The organism is Serratia sp. GW822-FHT06E05, from assembly GCF_058799445.1.
Window position 1 is genome coordinate 37,142 of sequence record NZ_JBXALM010000002.1, and the last position, 18,343, is coordinate 55,484.

The window sequence follows — 18,343 nt, forward strand, 5'->3', positions numbered from 1 at the left end:
CTTTTAAAAATGTAAAAGCGGCCCTAAGGCCGCCTTCGGATGCTGGCTTAGCTGCCGGAACCAGGCGCAGTGAATGAGCCGTAGATGAAGGCTTCCGGACGTTTAACCGCCAGTGCCAAACGTTCTTCGCAACGAATCGAAATCATATTCTTTTCGAAGTCGTCGGCGTTTTCTGTACTGATAACGACGTTGGCGTCTTCACGATCGAAGAGCTGAGCAGCGGCATTGAAAGCACCAGTCAGGAATTTACCTTGGAATGCAGCTTCTTCAGTGGCCACTACTGGCAAGCCCCACAGCGTCGGACCGATCAGGGCTGATGGGTTAGCCAAAATGTAGCGGCCCAGTGTATCTTTGGTCAGTTCGATTTTCGCCCAGTCGATGAAGTGCAGGACATGCCCGGACGCAGGGAAGCGAGCTAGTTGGGCCTGCAACATTGCCAGACGCAGATCATCGATTCCGCTTTGCTGTTCAACCGTAAATGCCGGATCGAATGCAGTTGCCTGCGGGACGATACCGTGAAGATGTACACCGGTACCGTCACCGAAGAGAATCTCTTGTTCTTCAACATATTTCAGGCCGTAACGCATCTCTGCATCAATCGTCGATTGAAGTTGAGAGAAGTCATCTAGGATCTGTTTCGATGCTTTGAACATGTGAGCAATAGTGGTGACTGCCGTAATTTTAGTGGCAAACTCAATACCGCTGTATGGCTTGGCCGTCCCTTCCGCAACAACCTTCGCCGCATTGGTGAAACCAGTTTGCTGCACCCAGAAAATCGCTGGTGCGCCGGTGCGACCGGGGGCAATCAGATCGCGGATGAACAAGCGCTGTTTCGGCGCAGTATCAATACCTGGCAGGCGCTGCGGTTCAACCACGCCGTCGGCGACATCCGGGGACAATAAAGCGGCATTAACAGGGATATTTACACGCTTGCCACCTTCTACACTCGCCGCGAAGCTCTTCAACGCTTCGGAGCTAATTACCACTTTACCCACGGTCTCTGTAACTTTAGCAGCAGTGTTGAGTGGCATCTGCGCTACATGTTGTTCCAAGTCTCCCAGGGCAGCTTTCAGGGTTTTCTCAGCTTCGCGCAGGGCGTTGAACTCTGAGGCCATCTGGTCAACTGCTGCCTTTGTTTCAGTAGAAAGCGAGCCAGACTTGCGGGCTTCGGTCAAAGCTTCCTCTGCTTTCGCACTGAATTTGTCATTAGCTTCTGCAATGCTCGCCGTTACTTTTTTCAGGATTTCGTTTACTTCGGACATGATGTTTCCTTATTTGCCAAACGCGGCCAGCGCGTCTTCAAGTTGTTTGATGTTTTCAGGGTTTGGTGCATCGGTAGCGCTCGGCTTACCTTGTTGATTGTCAGTAGCGCCCGGCGTACTGGCAGATAAAGATTTGAGAAGTTTTCTTCGCTCAGAGCGCGGGGTATTGGCTTTCGCTAACAATGCGTCAAGCTTTCGCAGCGCGGCTGCCGGGCTTTCGTCACCATCGGAAATTTCATCTGCAGAAAGAAGTCGATCAGCAAAACCTTTTTCGACCGCATCATTGCCGCCGATATACGTTTCGTTGTCCATCATTCCTGACACTATTGCCGCATCAAGCCCGCTGCGTGCGGAATAGATATCCTGCATTGCCCGGTCGAATGGCTCCATATCTTGGGCTGCCCGTGCGAGATCGTGCCGGTTTCCTACCGCGTAAACCCAACAGTTGTGGATCATCAAGAACGCGCCGCGCCCGATTTGCACCTCATCACCAGCCATTGCGATAATCGACGCGGCAGAAGCGGCGATGCCCAGCACTTTTACCGTGACTTTGCCGCTGTATTCACGCAGCTGGTTGTAAATGGCCAGTCCTTCGAACATGTCGCCGCCCGGCGAGTTGATGCTCACCGTGACGTCTTCCCCGTTCATCGAACGAAGAGCACCAGCGATTCGGTTGGCGGTAACCCCCTCCCCCCAGTAATCAGAGCCGATCACATCAAAGATTGATATTGTGTTGTCACTGCTGTTGGCAGCCTTAATGCCACCGTCCCAGCGATCTAAAGCGGCCGGTGATAGCTCACTGGTGACTTTCGCGCACGGGCGCCCCTCCGGCGCTGCCGGAAGATTCTTTAATGACATGAGTTGGCTCCTAAACCGCCTTTTTAAGCGGGGAATGTTCGAAAGAAATATCGGGGAACAGTTGGTTATGAAGCTCGAGTAGTGCGTTCGCTCTGGCTGCCTGGTTGTTTTGGCGTAAATCCTCGAGCGCGGTGAGGTTAAGTTGCACAGTATAAATATCGCCGCCCGGGATCGGAGGCAGATTTTCCAGCCTACGAACGTCGTTGCGGCTCATCCAGCCATTCTGCAAGGCCGTGGTGTAATATGCCGCACGCCCAGCGCTGTCAGCGCGAAGTAAACCTTCCACCGAGAATTCGGCAAAATAATCATCATCGTTTCCGAGCAGGCAGCGTCCTATCTCCTGCTCGATATTGACCAATAGCGGGCGCAGCGTGTTAGTCAGGAATAAAAGGTTCATGCCTTCGACGCTGGATGCCCAGCTGCTTTGCTTGGTCATATGCCCGACCATAAACGGCGGGATCCGGAACCAGCGGCAAATTTCTTCAATACTGAAGGAACGGCTCTCGAGCATCTGCGCCGCCTCGGGGTTCATCGTTATACCCTGATAGGTCATGTCGCCTTCAAGCACCATGACCTTACCGGCATTCTTTGAACCCACAAACGTACTCAGGTTTTGCTTTAAGCGCGCTCTTTGTTCATCGTTTATATCGGTCTTAGCACTGATAAATCCTGAGTTCTGTATGCCGTTTTCAAAGATTTTCGCAGCTGATTCCTCAACCGCCATGGCTGAACCTATAATATCCCTCCCGACCATCATCGGCATCATGCCGCAGACGCCGTCGAGTCCGAATCCGCGGATGTGCATCATGTTTTTCACGGGGATATCGCGCTGCCCGTTTTTATCGGTATATGTGTACTGCAGTTGCCCGTTATCGAGGCGCTTAACGACCATGTTTTGAGGAAGAAGCGGGTTTAAGCCAACAACCTTTTGCCCGATCATCAGCTTTTCGATGAAGGCATTGCCCCGCATGCAGATGCTGGCCACCAGCATCAACATGAATCTGGACGGCGTCATTTCTCCATTAGGCTGTTTACAGAGCACTTTATAGGCCGGGTGATCGGTCGCCAGTGCACGCGAACCGTCTTTTTCCCGCTTATAGACTTTCAGCGGCAACGTTGATACCGACTCACTTAGCAGCCGTGCGCAGGCCCAGACGGCAGACAGCATGATCGCCTTATCGACGGTCACCGTTTTACCGCTGCTGCTGGTACCCATCCACTCCTGCCAAAACGTGCCGGTGGTCAAACTGATAGGTACACCGAGCCAATTTAAAAGGGCACTTTTTACGCGCCCCGGTTGTTTTTTGGATTTCATCAGACACCTATCATTATCGGATCGTAGAAGAACGCGCTGTTGTCCGGCTTATCACCTCCATTGACGATCAGGCGGCTTTTCGCAGTAAAGAGTGCCACCGGTCCATCAATTTTGTTTTCCGGCGTGGACTTGTTCGGAAAGACGTTGTCATTTTTGTCGGGCTTGACGGTCACGTTGGACATCATCCACGTCATTACGGGGTTGCCGTCGTGATGGAACTTGCTGCCGTAGATATCCGCCTGCACCGTCTTCATTGACTCGGACAGGTTTTTTACCGTCTGTGCCACCTCTACCAGCGGCAGCCCCTCGTCGGCCAGCGCCAGGCTGAACTGCGTGGCGCTCCACGGGTCGAAGGCGATTTCCCGCAGGCTCTCCCCTTTCACCCAGGCTTCGATCTCGGCCTTGATATAGCCGTGGTCGATAACGTCACCGTCGGTCAACTCCAGGTGGCCTTCCGCCGACCATTTCCTGTAAAGTTCGGCGATATGGTTCGGGGCCGTTTCAAGCCGCCCCTCCGGGATCCAGAATTTATATTTGGAATACGTGTGTCCCTCCGGCGATAGCCACGTTTTTGCCGCGGCGCATATATCGATTTTGTTCGACAGGTCGATGCCTAGCCACATCGGCCATTTAGCCAGTTGTTCGTCCGTCGGCAGCCCTGCGCACTTCGCCCAGCGCTCCATGTCCATCCATGCGCTTTCGGCCGTGACCCAGATATTGAGATGTTTGGTAAAGAAGTTAGGACGTGCGGCAATCTGCTCTTTGGCTTTTTTTGCCAAACGGCGCATGTCGTCCCAGCGCTTGCAAATCCCCAGCCCCGGATTCGCCTTAGGCCAATTCCTTTCATCAAAGGGGTCGTCCCCTTCGTCGAGGGTATAAATCATTGCGAAATAGGTATCGTCCTCTACCACGCCGCGCAGCACCTTGATGGCGTAATCGCGCTGCTCAAAACAGATGCCGTCTTTATTCGATCCTGCCGTGGTAATGGCGAAAAGCAGTGATTGCAGGCGGGCGCCCGTCGCCGTTTCCAATACATCCCATACGTCACGCGTGCGGTGAGCGTGAAGCTCATCGACAATGCCGCAGTGGATGTTCAAACCGTCGAGATTGTTCGCGTCGCTCGAAAGCGGCTCGAACTTGGAAGCCGAGCGCTCCTGATGAATGTTGAGTTTAACGTGACCAAACAGGCGGCCCAGCGAACGGGGCGCTTTCTTGATCATGTTTTTAGCATCGTCAAAAACGATACGCGCCTGGTCTCGGGTCGTGGCCGCCGAATAAACCTCCGCGCCGCCCTCGCCGTCCGCACCGGTCATGTACAGGCCGATGCCCGAGGACAGCGTAGACTTGGCATTTTTACGCGCCACCTCGTCATACGCGGTGCGGAAACGGCGCACCAGAATGGTGTCACCGTCGTCGTCAAGCATCTGTTCGCCGGTCATCTCGTCGATGAGCGGGATCACGAAGCCAAACAGGTTAATCAGAATAAAGACGTGCCATGCCATCAGCTTTATCGGCTTGCCGGCCAGTGCGCCCTTGACGTGGGGAACAAAATCATAAAAGTCGAGAATGTGCTGGGCGCGATCCTCGTTGAAGTAGACGCCGCGCTCCGGCCCATGCTCTAAATCGTTAAGGAATCGCCGGCACGCAAGGTGTACCAGTTCGCCAGCAACAATCTCGCCAGCCAGCACGCTCTCTGCGTACTGAATACCTTCCGAAACGGTTGCCATTCATCATTTGCGCTTTTTCAAAAATTCTTCGAGTGGATCGGTTTCCCCTTTTCCTTCGCTGCTGACTTTGCTGCGAGCGGCTGGAGTCATACCGAATTCAGACATCATTGCCCGCAGGCGTTTCCAGGCATCGGACATCATCGCAACCTGCGGGTGAGCTTTTACCAAAGTTTCTCCCTGCATGTTCGTCACGTTGTACGTCTCGCCAACCTGATCAATTACGTCCCGGTGTTTACGCCATTCAACATATGCGCCGATGAGAAGTTCCAGCGCCATGCCATCGAGTTTTGTGATCACGTTGGAACAGTCCAACTCTTCCCCGATCCGCTTGAACCAGTATTTCTCCTGCTTATTAAAATGCTTTGGAATTGGGGGGACCCCAGAAGGGGGTTTTGGCTCGGCTTTGTTGATAGCCCGTTTGGATGGGTTACCCTTCACCAAACGCAGAGCTGTCGGGGTTTTCGGCGGTCCGGACATAATTGAAAACTCCTATTAATCGATCCTCGGGGGACCCCTAAAAAAGATTTGTAACCTGCGGGTGTGTGAAAAAAACTTAGGCGGCGGTCCTATAGGCCTAAAGCCCTGAACTTTTGACCCGCCCTCCCCACTAAATGATAAAACTTCTCATTGCAATCCAAATAATTGCAAATGTAATCAATTTCCAGAGAATGACTATCATTTGAGGCGTTCGCGCGCGGTTTTTCTCTTGTGACACGGCCAGCACAGGGCTTCAAGATTCGAATCGTCATCGGTACCCCCATGTGCCTTTGGTTTGATATGGTCAACGGTCTTTGCATCGGTCACTCGGCCGTTGCGTTTACATTCCTGGCAGAGATGCTTGTCGCGCTTGAGTATGCGGGCTCGCCTCACATCCCAGTCGCTACCATAACCGCGTTGATGCCTGCTCAATCCGTTCTGATGCTGCTGCCACCCTTCATTAAGGTGACCATCGCAATAACCAGAGCGGTCTGTGGTTGTTTTTGCGCATCCGTGTTTACGGCATGCTCTCGGTATTCTTTGTGGCATCCAGTCTCCACGCCCGGCGGCGTTCTGTGCGTGGTGTGTTATCGGGGTGGCGCTCAACCGGTGTCACATCAGCATGGTCAACGAGTGAGTAACATGGGTAAACTACAGTGCCACCATATGCATCACCCACTGCATAATCGGCTGGCTTGCGGGTATCCCAAAGAGTCAGCACACGTTCAATATGCTGTGGCGGAATGCTGTAGCAAACGCCATGTATCAAGCGAGGAAGCGTGATGCTGTCTGCACGTGCCTTGTCGGCCAAGATTAACCGTTCGGCAATCTGCAACTGATACTGCGGAGGGCGACCGGTACCCAAATAAAAGCTAACCAGCGTATTAGGGTGGCGCGATAACCAGCCTTCAACCTGGGGTATGAAGTTGGCCACTGGTAGCGCGTCATCTTCCAGAACGACGACGCGGCATGACTGAACGGCAGCCCAATCAAGCGCACGACGGTGGTTCCAGTTGGCACCATGGTCACCATCATCGATGAGCAGGTGTGCCTGCAGCAATGTTGCCAACGCTAACGCCTGTTCCTGTCGAGAGTGATGCCCTACCACAACAAACTTTATTTGTGCTGCCACCATGCATACTCCTTACCAGTCCCCTCGGTGCGGAAAACGGTGTGTACCAACGGGCCAGTAACGATGCGATCTCCGAATGACTTAGCCACGATACCAAACGCTATCATGTCGCCAATCGCGGCAGATGCCTTCTCCATCTTCCAGAACCGGTAGCTTTCTATTCGATAGAACAAGCGGACAATGGCGTGTGCAAACGCCATGACGTCTTCACGCTGACCGCCTAGCAACCCAGCATTCAGCATCACATCATTGCGATGCCGAACCAGGAAATCTTGATAGAGGCGCTCAGGGTGCTTATTGCTCGCCCACGTGTCCGCATAGGTCTTTGGCTCCGAGCCAACATAGACATTGCCGGCTTCCATTTCAGCCCACGGCGCCCGCAGCATTTCGACATCTGTTCCATCAGTGCACCAGACAAATCGGTATTCAGGGTGATCTCGTAGGTGCTGCCAGATATGCAACCAGCGCCGGAAATAGACGTTCATTGCAACATCCGAAACGGTAACCAGTTGAGCAGCATCAGGAGCGGAGGTTAGCTGATCGGCCAGCACTACGGCATCAGCGCCCAGGATTGATTTAGCCCAAGAGGTCAACACCGCAGGATCAGGCTGCATTCTGCTACCGCGTTGCGGGTCAGGCTGGCTGGTAAGCAACGTTGTGATTACCACATCTCGCTGCTTCCTGTATTCAACGTAACCGGTATAGCCCGTATCACGGCGACCGTTGTGGATCTTCACGTTGCGATCCACTAGCGCTAAACGGTCAGGTTTTGGTACTGAACGCTCTACAGCTTCATGCTCGTCAAGCGAATGAATAAGCGAGGCCGAACCAATAACGTCGGCATAGGCCCACGTTGTTAACCCGGCGTTGTGAATGCGAAGAGCCAGATCGCTATGCTCGTACATTCCACGACCATAAACCGGATCAAAGCCACCAACTTTTTCTATTGCGCTACGGTGGTAGTACAGCATGACGCCACGCTGTCCGGTATAGGCAACGTGCTCATCATCAGAATGCAGCATCGCTAGATCCTGAAGCTTTCTCGGGCCAGCAAGGTCAAGAAACTGGTAAGCCAAGTGCGGCTCTGGCGATGCGATATATGGAAGATGCCAACCGTCAGCAATAGGCCATGCGTCATCGTCCCACAAGAACAAATGCTCGCAACCGGCGGACATTAGAGCCTCAAGGCTGGCATTTTTCGCTGCAACAATACCAAGTGATTTATCATGCCTGACAAGTTTAATTCCATCAGGCACAACTGCCGCCGGGGCAGAGCCATCGTCTACAACAACCACCAGCGAGCCAAGCGGCAAATGTTTCATATGCTGAGCGATTGCCCTGGCCAGCACTTCTGGACGTTGATGCGTCGATATGGCTATTCCAATACGTGAAAAAGCCCGCTGGTTAGCAGGCTCATATGGGACACCGTCAATGATCACCTGCATGGTACTACCTTACTTCTCGGTTGGGTTGGTGTAAGTGGCCACTGTGCGGTTATCGCTGTTTACCAGATAGGCAGTATCACCAGATAGGAGGGTAAGCTTTAATGGATTACCGGTACTGGTATCGCCATAAATTGTTTTCTCTACCCGCTTCCATTCGATGGAGTCAACGGCATAGATGATTTCGTTTCGGTTTGCAGTGACAATTTTCAGTGTGTACATGGTGGTTTCTCTTGGTGGTAGTGGTATTAAAAAAGCCACCAGCCCGCTAATGCAGGTTGATGGCTTGGTTGTGGCATTGAATCAGCCACTCACTGAATGGCTGTTGCGATGCTTATACTGCTGGCACCTCGAAAAGCATCAGTGCTTCTTTGCTTTCTTGAACCGCTTTTGCAGTACGCGAAATCACATCGTTGTAATCCATACTGAATCGGTTGAATTGCATATCAAACAACTCTGCTTTTACCGGGTCGTCATCCACAAACTTAATGGCTTCTGCTGCCGCGGCTGTGTCATACCCTACAAGGCTTAAAAGCTTTAGGCGGATGCTCTGCGCCTGGGTGATCTCTTTCGTTTCTGACATTTAAAGCCTCCAGTTTACGGGCATAAAAAAACCCGCCGAAGCGGGTCGTTATCGATGTTCTGTTACTTCTTGCCGTTGCCCTCTGCCATTTGCAGATAAACCGGCGCGGAGCCGTTAGGTAGCCTCTTGCTCACCTCTCGGTAATGCGCCACACGCTCACGGAAGTATTCACGCAAATGCTCAGGCTGCTCTCGCTCCACCTGGTCAGCTATCACTGGCTGGTTCATTCGCTCTTTGTACGCTACGCCTGATGCGGCAAGGTCTACGTTGGTCTTATCCATGTCCTCTTTGGAGAGGTTGGCAAGGTTGAATGATTTGGTCATGGGGATCCTCCTGTTTGGGAGGATTATACCCCAGCTATAGGAATTGGTCTTTCCAAGGCAATCGCTCGCTGAATATCTATGTCTTCAGGCATCACGCCATCGGATATTCCCAGTAAAATCGTTTGCTGGCCGTTTACATAATGATGAACTTGAAAGTTCAAGATTTCATCGATAGCACGTGGGGCAAATTCTCTAGGCTGTATGGCTGGCTTCATTTTATCACGAGGCCTTTCGTAAACCGTTTTCAACGGCTCACCAGGGACTATAGTTTTTTGACCATTCCAGCCACCACCAAAAAGTAAGTATTCAGCCATACGTTTTCCTCAACCAAAATGTTTGGCTATTATAGCGCATTATCGATGGCACTCTGTGAATGCCACCTGTAATGCATATGAGATTTAGCAATCAGCATCAGGCTGAGCCACAGAACGGCAGGCAGCCATACAGGCACGCTTCATGTCTATCTCAGCATGCCGCGCCCAATCTGTTGCTTCCCAATCGCCATGTACATCACCAGCATGCTCACGTAAAAGCTTGATGAACTGACGGCTGATGTCTTTGAATTGGTTCATCTTGCCAATCTCTCCAAATGACAGCTCGCGATATCCCTTTACGGTGCTGCCATCTTGCGGTTTAGCTTCGCTCATTGTTTTCTCCCGACGGATGCCCGCCATTGGTTCAAAGTGATTACCTGCCCAGCGCAAATCTGTAGAGAGGTCTGAAGCGACAGCGTATAGCTGACAGCATCACTCCAGGTGTCACCCTGTAGCGCAGGTTGCTCACATGGCGTGAATACGGACTCAGGGGGTAACATCACGATCTGTTGTGGTGCCGGTGGCAGCGTTTTGCTGCAGGAGGTCAATAACAGCGGCAGGCATAGGACTATTCCCACATTTGTCGTTTTTAAGTGCTTCACGTAATGCCCTCTGGTAGCGTTCACCCTGCTGGCGCAGTTGCTGCTCTCTTTGCTGTTGTTCTGCTGCTAAGGCTCTGTTCTTCCGGTCTTGTTCTTGCAGGGTTGAGATTAGTCCTGACTGCTGCGCCAGCGTCTTTTCCTGCTGGTTAACCTGGTCACCAGCCTTTACCGCTTTACCGTGGAAATAGAACGCCAGCCAAGCCAATGTGATGAAGATTGTCAGAAGCACTACAGCAATGATTGCGGCAACCCGGTTCATAGTAAGATCACTCCGACAAACAGGAACCAGCCCCAACCATCATGGCCGCTGGTAGCGATAAACCCGGCAGCGATAAAACACGCTGTAGATGGCAGGTATCTCATTTATCCAACCCCCAGCATGCGAGCTCTGCCTCTTGGTCACGTCGTGCCACCTGGCCGAAACAGTTATTGGAACGAATGCGGCAATCCCGTCCACCGTCAAATATCCAGCGGCGGATCTCTCGGCATGCACCAGGGCGATCACCGGCATTCAGTTTTTTGTAGAACGTTGAAGTGAAACATTTGCTGGGGCCAATGTTCCACGGACAGAATGAGGCAATACCGACTTTCTGAGGCTCAGTCAGTGTCACCTTGACGTTGCGGTCTACCCAGGCTAGGGCCTTTTTCTGCTCGGCTGCATCAATTCGCATGCATTGATCAGCAGTCAAGCGCATGCCTTTAATCACCTTCTGACCGTCAACTGTGGTCACGCCACCGCAGATAGTCCAGATACCACCAGCATCCTGATAGGCCGTCTGCCGCTGCCCTTCTTTCTCACTCTGGAACTGCGCCATCATCACCGGGGCTGATGCACCAGCAGCAATCAGTGCCAACATCGCCGCGCTAAGTTTGCTCTTTATTGAAGCCATTACGCATCCTCAGCCGGTGGTGGCGTGACATACCCAGCCTTAAGTGCTTTCTCATAGGCTTTCGTCTGGCGATGTTTGAAATAGAAGTTCATCACTGCAGTGATAGCGCCGATCACGAATCCGCCAACCACTGCAACCTGATTCCAGTCGAGGTCATGTAGCCATTGCAAAATGCTGCCTCCACACACCAGCGTTGCAGAGGTGCAGTAAGAAATGAATGTTGTGATTTTCTCCGGCATGATTCTCATACCTCCCCCTTCCGGGGTTCTGTCCCGGTTCCGGGTGATAGAAATGGTTTAGCCTCCCGCCGTAGTCACTCAGAGACAGGATGTGTTTGCGTTGTGGTTGACTGTTTTGGCAAGGAGGCTAAATACGAAAAACCCCAGCGATTAGGCCAGGGCGTTATTTACTCTTCCGGGTAGATCTCTGATTGTGTTTGTTCAAACCGGCCCTGCTCGAGCTCTACACCCAGCGCGATACGGCCCAGCTTGATAGCAGCCTTTATCGTTGATCCAGAACCCATGAAAAAGTCAGCCACCACGTCACCGGGGCGGCTGCTGGCGTTAATGATGTGCTCCATCATTTCTGCAGGCTTTTCACATGGATGCTTACCGGGATAGAACGCCACTGGCGGGTAGTGCCAAACGTCCGTATAGGGAACAGCCGCCGAAACGGAGAAGACGCGGCGCAATGATTTGTACTCCTGGCATAGATCCAGATATTCACGGCTCAGCGTCCGGTATTCCTTTACCAGGTCATGGTGGGGTCGGCTTAATCCACCAGCCTGATGCTTCTCTTTGGCTATACGGTCAAACAACACCTGAAGCTTGTGATATTGCTCTTCACTGGGGAGTTGCCATTGGCTTTCACTAAACCAATGGCTTGCCATCTGTCGGCCTGTTGCCGAATGAATCTGTTTTGAAGTAACGCCGAGTGATTGCCGCGCTGACTGGAAATAATCGATCAGCGGTTTGAAGACGTTTTGCTTCAGCTCAATGCATTTGGCCGCATATCCATCAACTTTCGGTTGCAGCGGTCCTGCATAATGGCCAGCGAATATGATCCGCTCTGTTGCCGGGAAATAAGTGCGTAGGCTCTCTTTATTCTGGCGCCGCCACGGGCCTGATGGCTTAGCCCATACGATATGGCTAAGCACGTCGAACCGCTGACGCACCAACAACTCAGTATCTGGTGCTAACCGGCTGCCGCAGAACATATAAAGACTACCGTTAGGCTTAAGCACCCGCCAGAACTCCACCAGCAATGAATCCAGCCAGGCTAAATACTCGGCCTCGCTCTTCCATTGGTTATCCCAGTCGCAGGATTTCACCCGGAAATAAGGCGGGTCAGTGGCTATCAGATCGATGCAGTCATCAGGCAGGGTTTTGATGTATTCGAGTGTGTCAGCGTTGACAAGACTAGTGCTAGATATCATAAGCGCCCTTATTTGGTAGGCTCGTCCTGCTGTTGATAGCAGCGCGGGCAAAGGTTGCTTGTGACTCTTCGACATGAGCACCTGGCGGTCAGCGTGCACTAACACACTGACCGCCGCCCAATTCACAAACTCTATTATTTATCTTTGGATGGAAAACTAATCATAGCCCTCCATTCCGTGTTAATAATATTATAAAACTCCCCCTCTAACTCACCCAACTTCGTGGTTATATCATTAAAATAATTTGCTGGATTTTCTCCGCATGAAATTTTCACAATTTCTTTTGCTAGATTAGTTATCTCAGGGTAATCGCCACCATCAAAATATAGCATTATCTTTTTAGAAAGGGACCTTAAATTTTTTTGCTCTTCAAAAAGAGCATTGTGAACAGCAATCCTATTCTCATTAACACCCTTATCATCAGTGGTTTTTGAGCCAACTTCATTATTATGTTTCAAAAAATTTACAATTGAGTTTAGCCTATAGCTAAGAGTTAATATAAGATCTACAGATGTAGAAAATTTTGATGATAAATCTCTGATGGAATTAAGCCACTCATACTTTAGTTTGGTCGCCACCTCCATTTCCATTTGAAGCAATGCTGCACTCTTAGCAGTAGATGTGCTTGCTTTCGCAGATTTGTAAGAAAGCCATAATGCCGCAAGACCTATAATCATGGGCGATATCAGAGAGACTATATCCACCAAGTCCTTATCTGAATTTACATTAACCGTTAAAGTATTTAAATTATTATTTAATAGGCTAAGAAGTTCCAACATGTACATTCACCCTCCATTTTTATTGGAGGATTTTAACAAAAAACCCCGCTAATGCGAGGTTTTTAAAGTTCATAAGCTACGTGACTGCGTAACCACTCTTATCAGACTAAAACACAATTTGCGGACCGCGTTAGAGGTTTTTCATAAATATTTTCACGCTCTGTTTCCGGGTCCATTTCAAGCCGGATGTTCAGCATCGCCAGACAGCCTTCAATGAAATTTTCCCCCATCTGTAAGCCTATCCGGATCAGCTTCTCATCCTTCTTGAATGCCCTGGCTATAGCCCGCTTCTGTATGTTGAAGATGTAGTGCAGAACTACCAACTGATATTCATCAGGGCGCCGGCGTTTCAACTGAGCCATACATCCTTCAATGACCAGTCCGTCATCATCACAGCATGACAGCCGTGATTTCCCTATTTGGGGCAATAATCCCTTAAACCCCGCAGCGATTGGTGAGTAGTCCACCCCGCAGTTATCACCTGACGCCCAGCCGCCCCAACGTTCTAATACTGCCTGAATATCTCTCATCATTAATCCTCCACATCATTAAAAAGAGCCCGCACGCCCACTAAAGAACTGTATAAAATACCATGTATAAGTATTTGTAAATATTTAATAACATGTAAAATCGAAAACTATAAAAATCACGAAAAAATGAATAAAACCTTAAAATACAATAACATGCCAGAATTTAGCAACATCTCATTAACTAATTATAAAATTGGTATAAAGGTTAACGGCCTGCGTGATTTTTATGCTCATGATTGTTCATTTCATGATGTCGATACAGCAATCAAGTTCACCGAGACAAAAAATATTTACTTAGATAGAAACATTCAAAGCTTTAGTAACCCACCATCAACACCATCCAAAATTGCAATTTTTATTCGAGATCTTTTTAATGCCAAAAAATAGCAACAAACCTATGTTTGAGATTGATAATGCTGATAATGTTAAGCTTGAAAACAATAAAACAGTAGCTACGCAAATGTTAAAATCCAAATCCATAAAGAATTTTGATGGCTCAGGTAACTCCTCAGGTACGCTCACTGAAGAACCTAAGCCTATTGGAATACGAGGCTATTTTAAGCAGTATTACAAAACCATTATCTCGTCAGTAATTGCCGCCGTGATTGGCGGATTAGTCCTTTATTATGTAAAGCAATTATTAGGAATTTAATTAATTGCACCGATCGATAACGAGTGGTCAATAAACCTGAACCACAGTTCGATCTGGCTACCGTGTTCCGCTTCCCATCGTGACGGGTCACGGTGTAATGCATCGTGTTCTTCTCGGCATAATGGGATAGTGAAAAGGTCATGCGCCTTGGTACCCATCCCTCCCTGTCCATAACCAATGATGTGGTGCGCATCGTCAGCCTGGATGCCTCGAATAACGCATAGCTGTGACTTAACCCACTGAAGGTACGCTTTGCTTTCCCACCGCTCGCGCTTTGGTAACTTGAAGAATGATTTTGGCGGTGCCGGATCGATAACAAGCGTCTTCACTGCCTTCTTAGCTATCTCCGCTATCTGCTGGGTAGGCGACAAGCCGGGGGTAATGTCAGCCTCTCTTCGGTGCCCTGTTGGGATGGTGCGCGGCTTAATGCGTAACGAGGCGGCAGCGACATCATCCGGGATCAGATCAATGACTTCATTCACCCAGGCCCACCAGCAGAGTTCAGGTAAAGTCAGTTGGTGGCTCTCATCAAACATGAAGTGAATTCTGGCCCGGTACACCACGAAGTCAGCAATATTTTGATCTGCTATGGCTGATAACTCATCCATGGTCTTATCCCGGTACAAGTTCGCATGGTGCCAGCACAAACGAATAGCACCGGCACCATAACGCATGGTCTCCATGTTCTTGTCGTGATAATCATCCTCGGCGCATTTCCACTGGCATTCGTTACGGCGACCCAGCCAACTCTCCAGGCTGTTGATGCCACCAGCAGCAGCAAGAACACGCTCATGTTGAAAGAATGGGCGGAAACGCGGATCACTGGCTAACTGCTGCTTAACTGCCGGCAGCGCACCAGATGGCATATCGCGAAACTCTGTAGGTACCGTGGCCACGAGCACCCGATCACCAAACATAGGCAGAAGTTCAGCATCAGGCTTAAAGATTACTTGTCCCAGCTCGCGAACAATGAACCCTTTTATCAGCCCACGCATGGCACCACCTCGCTGATCTGTAGTTCAACCTTGCCGCCCTTGATGACTGGCCCCCACTTGGCATCGATATGCTTAATCTGGCTGTCATCGAGCCACACACCAGCCTGTGTCATGGCGTCAAATAGCGCCTTGAAAAAGTTATCCAGGTCACGACGGGCTTTAGTTGGCGGGTAGAACACAACCGCTACGGATATGTCTGCACTGATTGGCTTCGGCCGGCGGCGCAGTTGTTCCATCACCTGAGCGATAGCTTCTGCCTGAAATGCCCTGCCGCGCTCACTGACCAAAGTGCGACCACTGGATGATCCCTTGTTAGGCGAACGCCAGTAGCCGTTAACGCTTGGGAGGAATGGCAACATCAAATTCATACCACCACCTCTGCCTTGCCAGGAACCAATGCCACCGACTGATCGCACTGATTTCCCCAGCTATCCCAACCTTCTGCCTGCTGACGCGCGAATAGTTCGATACGAGGGACATCCCCTAACAGCTGAACCAGCTTCTCGCGGAACGCTTCAGGTTTTGCGCTGTGCTGCATGCGTGGCGCGGTGACGTGTTGGCAAATGGATGCATCCAGGCGCGGTGGCAGCTTGCCTTTGATTGCAAACAAACAGTCTTCGCTGTTGGCTCGGGTCATCCACCCCATACCGATCGCACTCCCTCCCTTCACACGATTGGTTTTGTGCCAGGTGAAGCCCTTCATCGTCATCAGGCGGTAACCCCAAGATCGCATCACCTGCAGCGCTTCTTCGGGTTGAGTTGGTACCCACCACATTGCCAGCAGGCAAGAATCAGCAGCCAGATCCCATACCGGTAACCGGCATATGTCCGCTACGCTCATGGTTGGATATTTGAAACCTGCACCGCGCTTTCCATCAGCGCATTTATCGTTGTATGTCCATGGTGGATCCGCGTAAATCAGTGAATACTTCATGCGGCCTGCTCCTCTACAGCTACCAGACGGTAGAAATACACATATTTTCCTGACTCGCTTTTCTCTACCCGGCGTTCCTTGACCAGGCCTTGGTAGGGCTTGCTGAATTCACGCAGTCGAGCGCTGATAGCGGGTTGCGTGTCGTAAATTCCGTACATCTGCGCTACCAGTAATTCAAGGTCACGCAGAGTGCGCCACGTGGCACCGGCGGCGGCATTGCGGACACGGCATACCTGACTGTCTGGCTTATCTTTCAGGACGCCTGCACGCACCAGGCGGCGAATACCGCTGTTGATACGGTCGCTTTCGAATACGTCCACCGGGATCGATAACTTTTTCATACCTTGCCCCCTTTGCGACTGCGCATGCTGGCCCATGTGAATGGCACCCAAATACCGCCATCAGTTTGGCGATCCATGATCCGCTCACCGACCATCTTCACCATTTCGTCGTAGGTTTTGTTGGTCAGCATGCCCGTTGGCTTCAACTGCAGCTGGCGGCGGTCAACGATGTTAGTCAATAGGTTGATCTCGTAATCACTTCCCTTCTGCAGTCCAACTTCGTCCAGCACCAACAGATCCAAACGACATAGGTCACGTAGCAAATCGGATTCTTTCACTGGGCTGTCTTTGCTGAACGTGGATCGGTGGTTTTCATACAGCTCGGCTACTGTCATGACCATCGCGGAGTGGCCACGCGCAATCAGGTTCCTTGCCATCGCACTGGCCAGGTGGTTTTTCCCGGTACCGGTATTACCAGAGAAAATGAACCCGCCATGCGTGTTTCCAAATGACGCCACATACCCCTTAGCGGCATCCAGTGCAGCCTGCTGTTCCGGGCATTCCACAACGAAATTGCTGAAGGAACATTTCTGGTGCAACGGCTGGATGCCTGAACGACCAATAACCTTTTCCATTCGAGCTTGGCGGTTCCGATCCGTGATCTGCTGATTTGACTTTTGCGCCTCTTCAGCTTGAAACTGCTTCCACCCTTCGACGGTTGTAAAACGTGGCTGCACATGTGCCGGTTTGAGCGCCAGCAAGCGTGCCATCACATCAGTTGACGATGCCATCATGATCACCTCCAGTGTTTGGTAAGCCATTGCTGAAGCCCGGCGGTATTGCGCCAGTGGCCGGGGTTACTCGGTGGTTAGTGCTGGTCTGCCATTTCCCGTTGACGTAGGCCGGACGCCCTTTTTTGGCCCAGGCATTGCTGGACTGCTGGTAACCTGGGAATTTAGACGGGCCGAATAGGGTCGAAGGCCGAAGATAATCAGACATAGCCAGGTCGTTCCCCCACTTCGCAGTCAAGTAATCGACCGTCAAAATGAGTTGTTCAGGGGTAAACCCGTCATGCAGTCGTGCCCGAATATTCTCCAGTGAGCTTTTCGAGGTCTGGTAGCGTGAACCGGTTACCAGGTTCAGGTGTTTTAAAACGTCCTTGGCCTGGTCAGTGATCAACACTTCAGGGTCGGTCTGCGCAGCAGGCTGACAAGTAGGTTTTATTACTGATGGATCTTGTTTTGAATTTACTGACGGATCCCCCCCAGATTCTGGCTGGTGAGAACTGCCTTTTTTCATGTTTTCTGAACGGTCGGATTCTGAACGTTCAGATCCTGACATGTCAGATTTTGAATGGTCAGATTCTGACGTGTCAGAAACTGGACGGTGAGACTCGACGCTTAACGCCGCTGCTTTCAGCTTTGGCACATTCAGGGTGTAAATATTGCTGTCGTTGCGCTGACCTCTACGGCGTTCCTTGCGCGTCAGCCATCCATCATTTTCTAATTCGCCGATCGCAGTCGTGACCGTACTACGGCCAGCACCAATCTCACGGGCGATTTTCTCAATCCCCGGATAGCAGATCCCCTCATCATTCGAGAAGTCAGCCAGACGAAGCATTACAAGCAGCTTGGTACCCTTTACACCGTGCGCAGCGCAGCCGTCCCATACATAGCTGGAGACTTTTACGCTCATGCAATAACCCTCGGCGCTGGCAGTGCCAAATACTTAAAGCGATCCACAACTTCCTGCAAAGCGCTGTGGGTGACAGGTAACCAGCCGCCCGGTATTCTCATCACATAACGCAACGGC

At 51.0% G+C, this 18,343-nt stretch carries 27 protein-coding genes; 1 reads left to right on the plus strand and 26 read right to left on the minus strand.

What is annotated here, in order from left to right; all coding sequences use genetic code 11:
• Positions 1-47 precede the first annotated feature (47 nt).
• The 20 genes from AC1RKC_RS07665 to AC1RKC_RS07760 form a co-directional block, all read right to left on the minus strand.
• Complete coding sequence (locus tag AC1RKC_RS07665; protein ID WP_493092412.1) at positions 48-1,262, minus strand: phage major capsid protein; 1,215 nt, start codon at positions 1,260-1,262, stop codon at positions 48-50.
• Between the two features lie 9 nt (positions 1,263-1,271).
• Positions 1,272-2,120, minus strand: a complete 849-nt coding sequence (locus tag AC1RKC_RS07670) for a head maturation protease, ClpP-related (RefSeq protein WP_493092411.1) — start codon at positions 2,118-2,120, stop codon at positions 1,272-1,274.
• A 10-nt stretch (positions 2,121-2,130) separates the two neighbouring features.
• Positions 2,131-3,435 (minus strand): phage portal protein, encoded by a 1,305-nt coding sequence (locus AC1RKC_RS07675; protein WP_493092410.1) that lies wholly within the window; start codon positions 3,433-3,435, stop codon positions 2,131-2,133.
• Complete coding sequence (locus AC1RKC_RS07680; protein ID WP_261439745.1) at positions 3,435-5,162, minus strand: terminase large subunit; 1,728 nt, start codon at positions 5,160-5,162, stop codon at positions 3,435-3,437. The genes AC1RKC_RS07675 and AC1RKC_RS07680 overlap by 1 nt, the downstream gene beginning before the upstream one ends.
• Before the next feature lie 3 nt (positions 5,163-5,165).
• Positions 5,166-5,639, minus strand: coding sequence for a phage terminase small subunit P27 family (locus AC1RKC_RS07685; protein WP_261439746.1), 474 nt, complete (start codon positions 5,637-5,639; stop codon positions 5,166-5,168).
• A gap of 198 nt (positions 5,640-5,837) precedes the next feature.
• Positions 5,838-6,188, minus strand: coding sequence for an HNH endonuclease (locus AC1RKC_RS07690; RefSeq protein WP_261439747.1), 351 nt, complete (start codon positions 6,186-6,188; stop codon positions 5,838-5,840).
• The gene (locus AC1RKC_RS07695) at positions 6,157-6,774 is read right to left on the minus strand and encodes a hypothetical protein (RefSeq protein ID WP_493092409.1); all 618 of its coding nucleotides are present in this window, start codon (positions 6,772-6,774) and stop codon (positions 6,157-6,159) included. Before AC1RKC_RS07695 ends, AC1RKC_RS07690 begins: the two co-directional genes overlap by 32 nt.
• On the minus strand, positions 6,756-8,216 hold the full coding sequence (locus tag AC1RKC_RS07700) for a glycosyltransferase family 2 protein (RefSeq protein WP_493092408.1): 1,461 nt from the start codon (positions 8,214-8,216) through the stop codon (positions 6,756-6,758). Before AC1RKC_RS07700 ends, AC1RKC_RS07695 begins: the two co-directional genes overlap by 19 nt.
• A gap of 9 nt (positions 8,217-8,225) precedes the next feature.
• Positions 8,226-8,435 carry a hypothetical protein gene (locus AC1RKC_RS07705; protein WP_493092407.1) on the minus strand — a complete coding sequence of 70 codons (210 nt, stop codon included), beginning with the start codon at positions 8,433-8,435 and terminating at the stop codon, positions 8,226-8,228.
• A 112-nt stretch (positions 8,436-8,547) separates the two neighbouring features.
• Positions 8,548-8,796, minus strand: a complete 249-nt coding sequence (locus AC1RKC_RS07710) for a DUF2560 family protein (protein WP_234530799.1) — start codon at positions 8,794-8,796, stop codon at positions 8,548-8,550.
• A gap of 62 nt (positions 8,797-8,858) precedes the next feature.
• On the minus strand, positions 8,859-9,119 hold the full coding sequence (locus tag AC1RKC_RS07715; RefSeq protein ID WP_234530800.1) for a DNA polymerase III subunit theta: 261 nt from the start codon (positions 9,117-9,119) through the stop codon (positions 8,859-8,861).
• A 23-nt stretch (positions 9,120-9,142) separates the two neighbouring features.
• A complete protein-coding gene (locus tag AC1RKC_RS07720; RefSeq protein ID WP_493092406.1) occupies positions 9,143-9,433 on the minus strand; it encodes a hypothetical protein in 291 nt (96 codons plus the stop codon).
• Positions 9,434-9,517: 84 nt separating this feature from the next.
• Positions 9,518-9,766, minus strand: a complete 249-nt coding sequence (locus tag AC1RKC_RS07725; RefSeq protein WP_493092405.1) for an Acb2/Tad1 domain-containing protein — start codon at positions 9,764-9,766, stop codon at positions 9,518-9,520.
• Positions 9,763-9,933 (minus strand): Rz1-like lysis system protein LysC, encoded by a 171-nt coding sequence (gene lysC, locus AC1RKC_RS07730; protein WP_493092404.1) that lies wholly within the window; start codon positions 9,931-9,933, stop codon positions 9,763-9,765. Before lysC ends, AC1RKC_RS07725 begins: the two co-directional genes overlap by 4 nt.
• On the minus strand, positions 9,920-10,294 hold the full coding sequence (locus AC1RKC_RS07735) for a DUF2570 family protein (protein WP_493092403.1): 375 nt from the start codon (positions 10,292-10,294) through the stop codon (positions 9,920-9,922). Before AC1RKC_RS07735 ends, lysC begins: the two co-directional genes overlap by 14 nt.
• A 100-nt stretch (positions 10,295-10,394) precedes the next feature.
• The gene (locus AC1RKC_RS07740; RefSeq protein ID WP_493092402.1) at positions 10,395-10,925 is read right to left on the minus strand and encodes a lysozyme; all 531 of its coding nucleotides are present in this window, start codon (positions 10,923-10,925) and stop codon (positions 10,395-10,397) included.
• A complete protein-coding gene (locus tag AC1RKC_RS07745) occupies positions 10,925-11,173 on the minus strand; it encodes a phage holin (RefSeq protein ID WP_493092401.1) in 249 nt (82 codons plus the stop codon). The genes AC1RKC_RS07740 and AC1RKC_RS07745 overlap by 1 nt, the downstream gene beginning before the upstream one ends.
• A gap of 158 nt (positions 11,174-11,331) precedes the next feature.
• Positions 11,332-12,360: a DNA-methyltransferase gene (locus AC1RKC_RS07750; protein WP_493092441.1), complete on the minus strand. Its 1,029-nt coding sequence runs from the start codon at positions 12,358-12,360 to the stop codon at positions 11,332-11,334.
• A gap of 134 nt (positions 12,361-12,494) precedes the next feature.
• Positions 12,495-13,139: a hypothetical protein gene (locus AC1RKC_RS07755; protein WP_493092400.1), complete on the minus strand. Its 645-nt coding sequence runs from the start codon at positions 13,137-13,139 to the stop codon at positions 12,495-12,497.
• Between the two features lie 101 nt (positions 13,140-13,240).
• Positions 13,241-13,669, minus strand: coding sequence for an antiterminator Q family protein (locus AC1RKC_RS07760; RefSeq protein WP_493092440.1), 429 nt, complete (start codon positions 13,667-13,669; stop codon positions 13,241-13,243).
• Between the two features lie 397 nt (positions 13,670-14,066).
• On the opposite strand from AC1RKC_RS07760, the gene AC1RKC_RS07765 reads away from it, so the two are divergent.
• Positions 14,067-14,321 carry a hypothetical protein gene (locus AC1RKC_RS07765; protein WP_493092399.1) on the plus strand — a complete coding sequence of 85 codons (255 nt, stop codon included), beginning with the start codon at positions 14,067-14,069 and terminating at the stop codon, positions 14,319-14,321.
• On the opposite strand, the gene AC1RKC_RS07770 is transcribed toward AC1RKC_RS07765, so the two are convergent.
• From AC1RKC_RS07770 to AC1RKC_RS07795, 6 genes are read right to left on the minus strand one after another with little or no spacing between them, the layout of a single operon-like run.
• Positions 14,318-15,316 (minus strand): DUF968 domain-containing protein, encoded by a 999-nt coding sequence (locus tag AC1RKC_RS07770; protein WP_493092398.1) that lies wholly within the window; start codon positions 15,314-15,316, stop codon positions 14,318-14,320. The two genes, AC1RKC_RS07765 and AC1RKC_RS07770, sit on opposite strands and share 4 nt — an antisense overlap.
• Positions 15,304-15,684, minus strand: a complete 381-nt coding sequence (locus AC1RKC_RS07775) for a RusA family crossover junction endodeoxyribonuclease (RefSeq protein ID WP_493092397.1) — start codon at positions 15,682-15,684, stop codon at positions 15,304-15,306. The genes AC1RKC_RS07770 and AC1RKC_RS07775 overlap by 13 nt, the downstream gene beginning before the upstream one ends.
• On the minus strand, positions 15,681-16,250 hold the full coding sequence (locus tag AC1RKC_RS07780) for an MT-A70 family methyltransferase (protein WP_493092396.1): 570 nt from the start codon (positions 16,248-16,250) through the stop codon (positions 15,681-15,683). The genes AC1RKC_RS07775 and AC1RKC_RS07780 overlap by 4 nt, the downstream gene beginning before the upstream one ends.
• The gene (locus tag AC1RKC_RS07785; protein ID WP_261159124.1) at positions 16,247-16,591 is read right to left on the minus strand and encodes a hypothetical protein; all 345 of its coding nucleotides are present in this window, start codon (positions 16,589-16,591) and stop codon (positions 16,247-16,249) included. Before AC1RKC_RS07785 ends, AC1RKC_RS07780 begins: the two co-directional genes overlap by 4 nt.
• Entirely contained in the window at positions 16,588-17,325 is a 738-nt protein-coding gene (locus AC1RKC_RS07790) for an ATP-binding protein (protein WP_493092395.1), read from the minus strand. The genes AC1RKC_RS07785 and AC1RKC_RS07790 overlap by 4 nt, the downstream gene beginning before the upstream one ends.
• Positions 17,306-18,226 (minus strand): conserved phage C-terminal domain-containing protein, encoded by a 921-nt coding sequence (locus tag AC1RKC_RS07795; protein ID WP_493092394.1) that lies wholly within the window; start codon positions 18,224-18,226, stop codon positions 17,306-17,308. Before AC1RKC_RS07795 ends, AC1RKC_RS07790 begins: the two co-directional genes overlap by 20 nt.
• Positions 18,227-18,343 lie beyond the last annotated feature (117 nt).

Coding starts and splice junctions, on each gene's coding strand:
- AC1RKC_RS07710 (WP_234530799.1), bottom strand. CDS start 8,796: ATGTCAGAAACGAAAGAGATCACCCAGGCGCAGAGCATCCGCCTAAAG.
- AC1RKC_RS07770 (WP_493092398.1), bottom strand. CDS start 15,316: ATGCGTGGGCTGATAAAAGGGTTCATTGTTCGCGAGCTGGGACAAGTA.
- AC1RKC_RS07715 (WP_234530800.1), bottom strand. CDS start 9,119: ATGACCAAATCATTCAACCTTGCCAACCTCTCCAAAGAGGACATGGAT.
- AC1RKC_RS07665 (WP_493092412.1), bottom strand. CDS start 1,262: ATGTCCGAAGTAAACGAAATCCTGAAAAAAGTAACGGCGAGCATTGCA.
- AC1RKC_RS07670 (WP_493092411.1), bottom strand. CDS start 2,120: ATGTCATTAAAGAATCTTCCGGCAGCGCCGGAGGGGCGCCCGTGCGCG.
- AC1RKC_RS07725 (WP_493092405.1), bottom strand. CDS start 9,766: ATGAGCGAAGCTAAACCGCAAGATGGCAGCACCGTAAAGGGATATCGC.
- AC1RKC_RS07720 (WP_493092406.1), bottom strand. CDS start 9,433: ATGGCTGAATACTTACTTTTTGGTGGTGGCTGGAATGGTCAAAAAACT.
- AC1RKC_RS07685 (WP_261439746.1), bottom strand. CDS start 5,639: ATGTCCGGACCGCCGAAAACCCCGACAGCTCTGCGTTTGGTGAAGGGT.
- AC1RKC_RS07790 (WP_493092395.1), bottom strand. CDS start 17,325: ATGATGGCATCGTCAACTGATGTGATGGCACGCTTGCTGGCGCTCAAA.
- AC1RKC_RS07760 (WP_493092440.1), bottom strand. CDS start 13,669: ATGAGAGATATTCAGGCAGTATTAGAACGTTGGGGCGGCTGGGCGTCA.
- AC1RKC_RS07795 (WP_493092394.1), bottom strand. CDS start 18,226: ATGAGCGTAAAAGTCTCCAGCTATGTATGGGACGGCTGCGCTGCGCAC.
- AC1RKC_RS07740 (WP_493092402.1), bottom strand. CDS start 10,925: ATGGCTTCAATAAAGAGCAAACTTAGCGCGGCGATGTTGGCACTGATT.
- AC1RKC_RS07690 (WP_261439747.1), bottom strand. CDS start 6,188: ATGCCACAAAGAATACCGAGAGCATGCCGTAAACACGGATGCGCAAAA.
- AC1RKC_RS07675 (WP_493092410.1), bottom strand. CDS start 3,435: ATGAAATCCAAAAAACAACCGGGGCGCGTAAAAAGTGCCCTTTTAAAT.
- AC1RKC_RS07700 (WP_493092408.1), bottom strand. CDS start 8,216: ATGCAGGTGATCATTGACGGTGTCCCATATGAGCCTGCTAACCAGCGG.
- AC1RKC_RS07775 (WP_493092397.1), bottom strand. CDS start 15,684: ATGAATTTGATGTTGCCATTCCTCCCAAGCGTTAACGGCTACTGGCGT.
- AC1RKC_RS07780 (WP_493092396.1), bottom strand. CDS start 16,250: ATGAAGTATTCACTGATTTACGCGGATCCACCATGGACATACAACGAT.
- AC1RKC_RS07755 (WP_493092400.1), bottom strand. CDS start 13,139: ATGTTGGAACTTCTTAGCCTATTAAATAATAATTTAAATACTTTAACG.
- AC1RKC_RS07750 (WP_493092441.1), bottom strand. CDS start 12,360: ATGATATCTAGCACTAGTCTTGTCAACGCTGACACACTCGAATACATC.
- AC1RKC_RS07765 (WP_493092399.1), top strand. CDS start 14,067: ATGTTTGAGATTGATAATGCTGATAATGTTAAGCTTGAAAACAATAAA.
- AC1RKC_RS07785 (WP_261159124.1), bottom strand. CDS start 16,591: ATGAAAAAGTTATCGATCCCGGTGGACGTATTCGAAAGCGACCGTATC.
- AC1RKC_RS07680 (WP_261439745.1), bottom strand. CDS start 5,162: ATGGCAACCGTTTCGGAAGGTATTCAGTACGCAGAGAGCGTGCTGGCT.
- AC1RKC_RS07705 (WP_493092407.1), bottom strand. CDS start 8,435: ATGTACACACTGAAAATTGTCACTGCAAACCGAAACGAAATCATCTAT.
- AC1RKC_RS07745 (WP_493092401.1), bottom strand. CDS start 11,173: ATGAGAATCATGCCGGAGAAAATCACAACATTCATTTCTTACTGCACC.
- AC1RKC_RS07735 (WP_493092403.1), bottom strand. CDS start 10,294: ATGAACCGGGTTGCCGCAATCATTGCTGTAGTGCTTCTGACAATCTTC.
- lysC (WP_493092404.1), bottom strand. CDS start 9,933: ATGTTACCCCCTGAGTCCGTATTCACGCCATGTGAGCAACCTGCGCTA.
- AC1RKC_RS07695 (WP_493092409.1), bottom strand. CDS start 6,774: ATGGTGGCAGCACAAATAAAGTTTGTTGTGGTAGGGCATCACTCTCGA.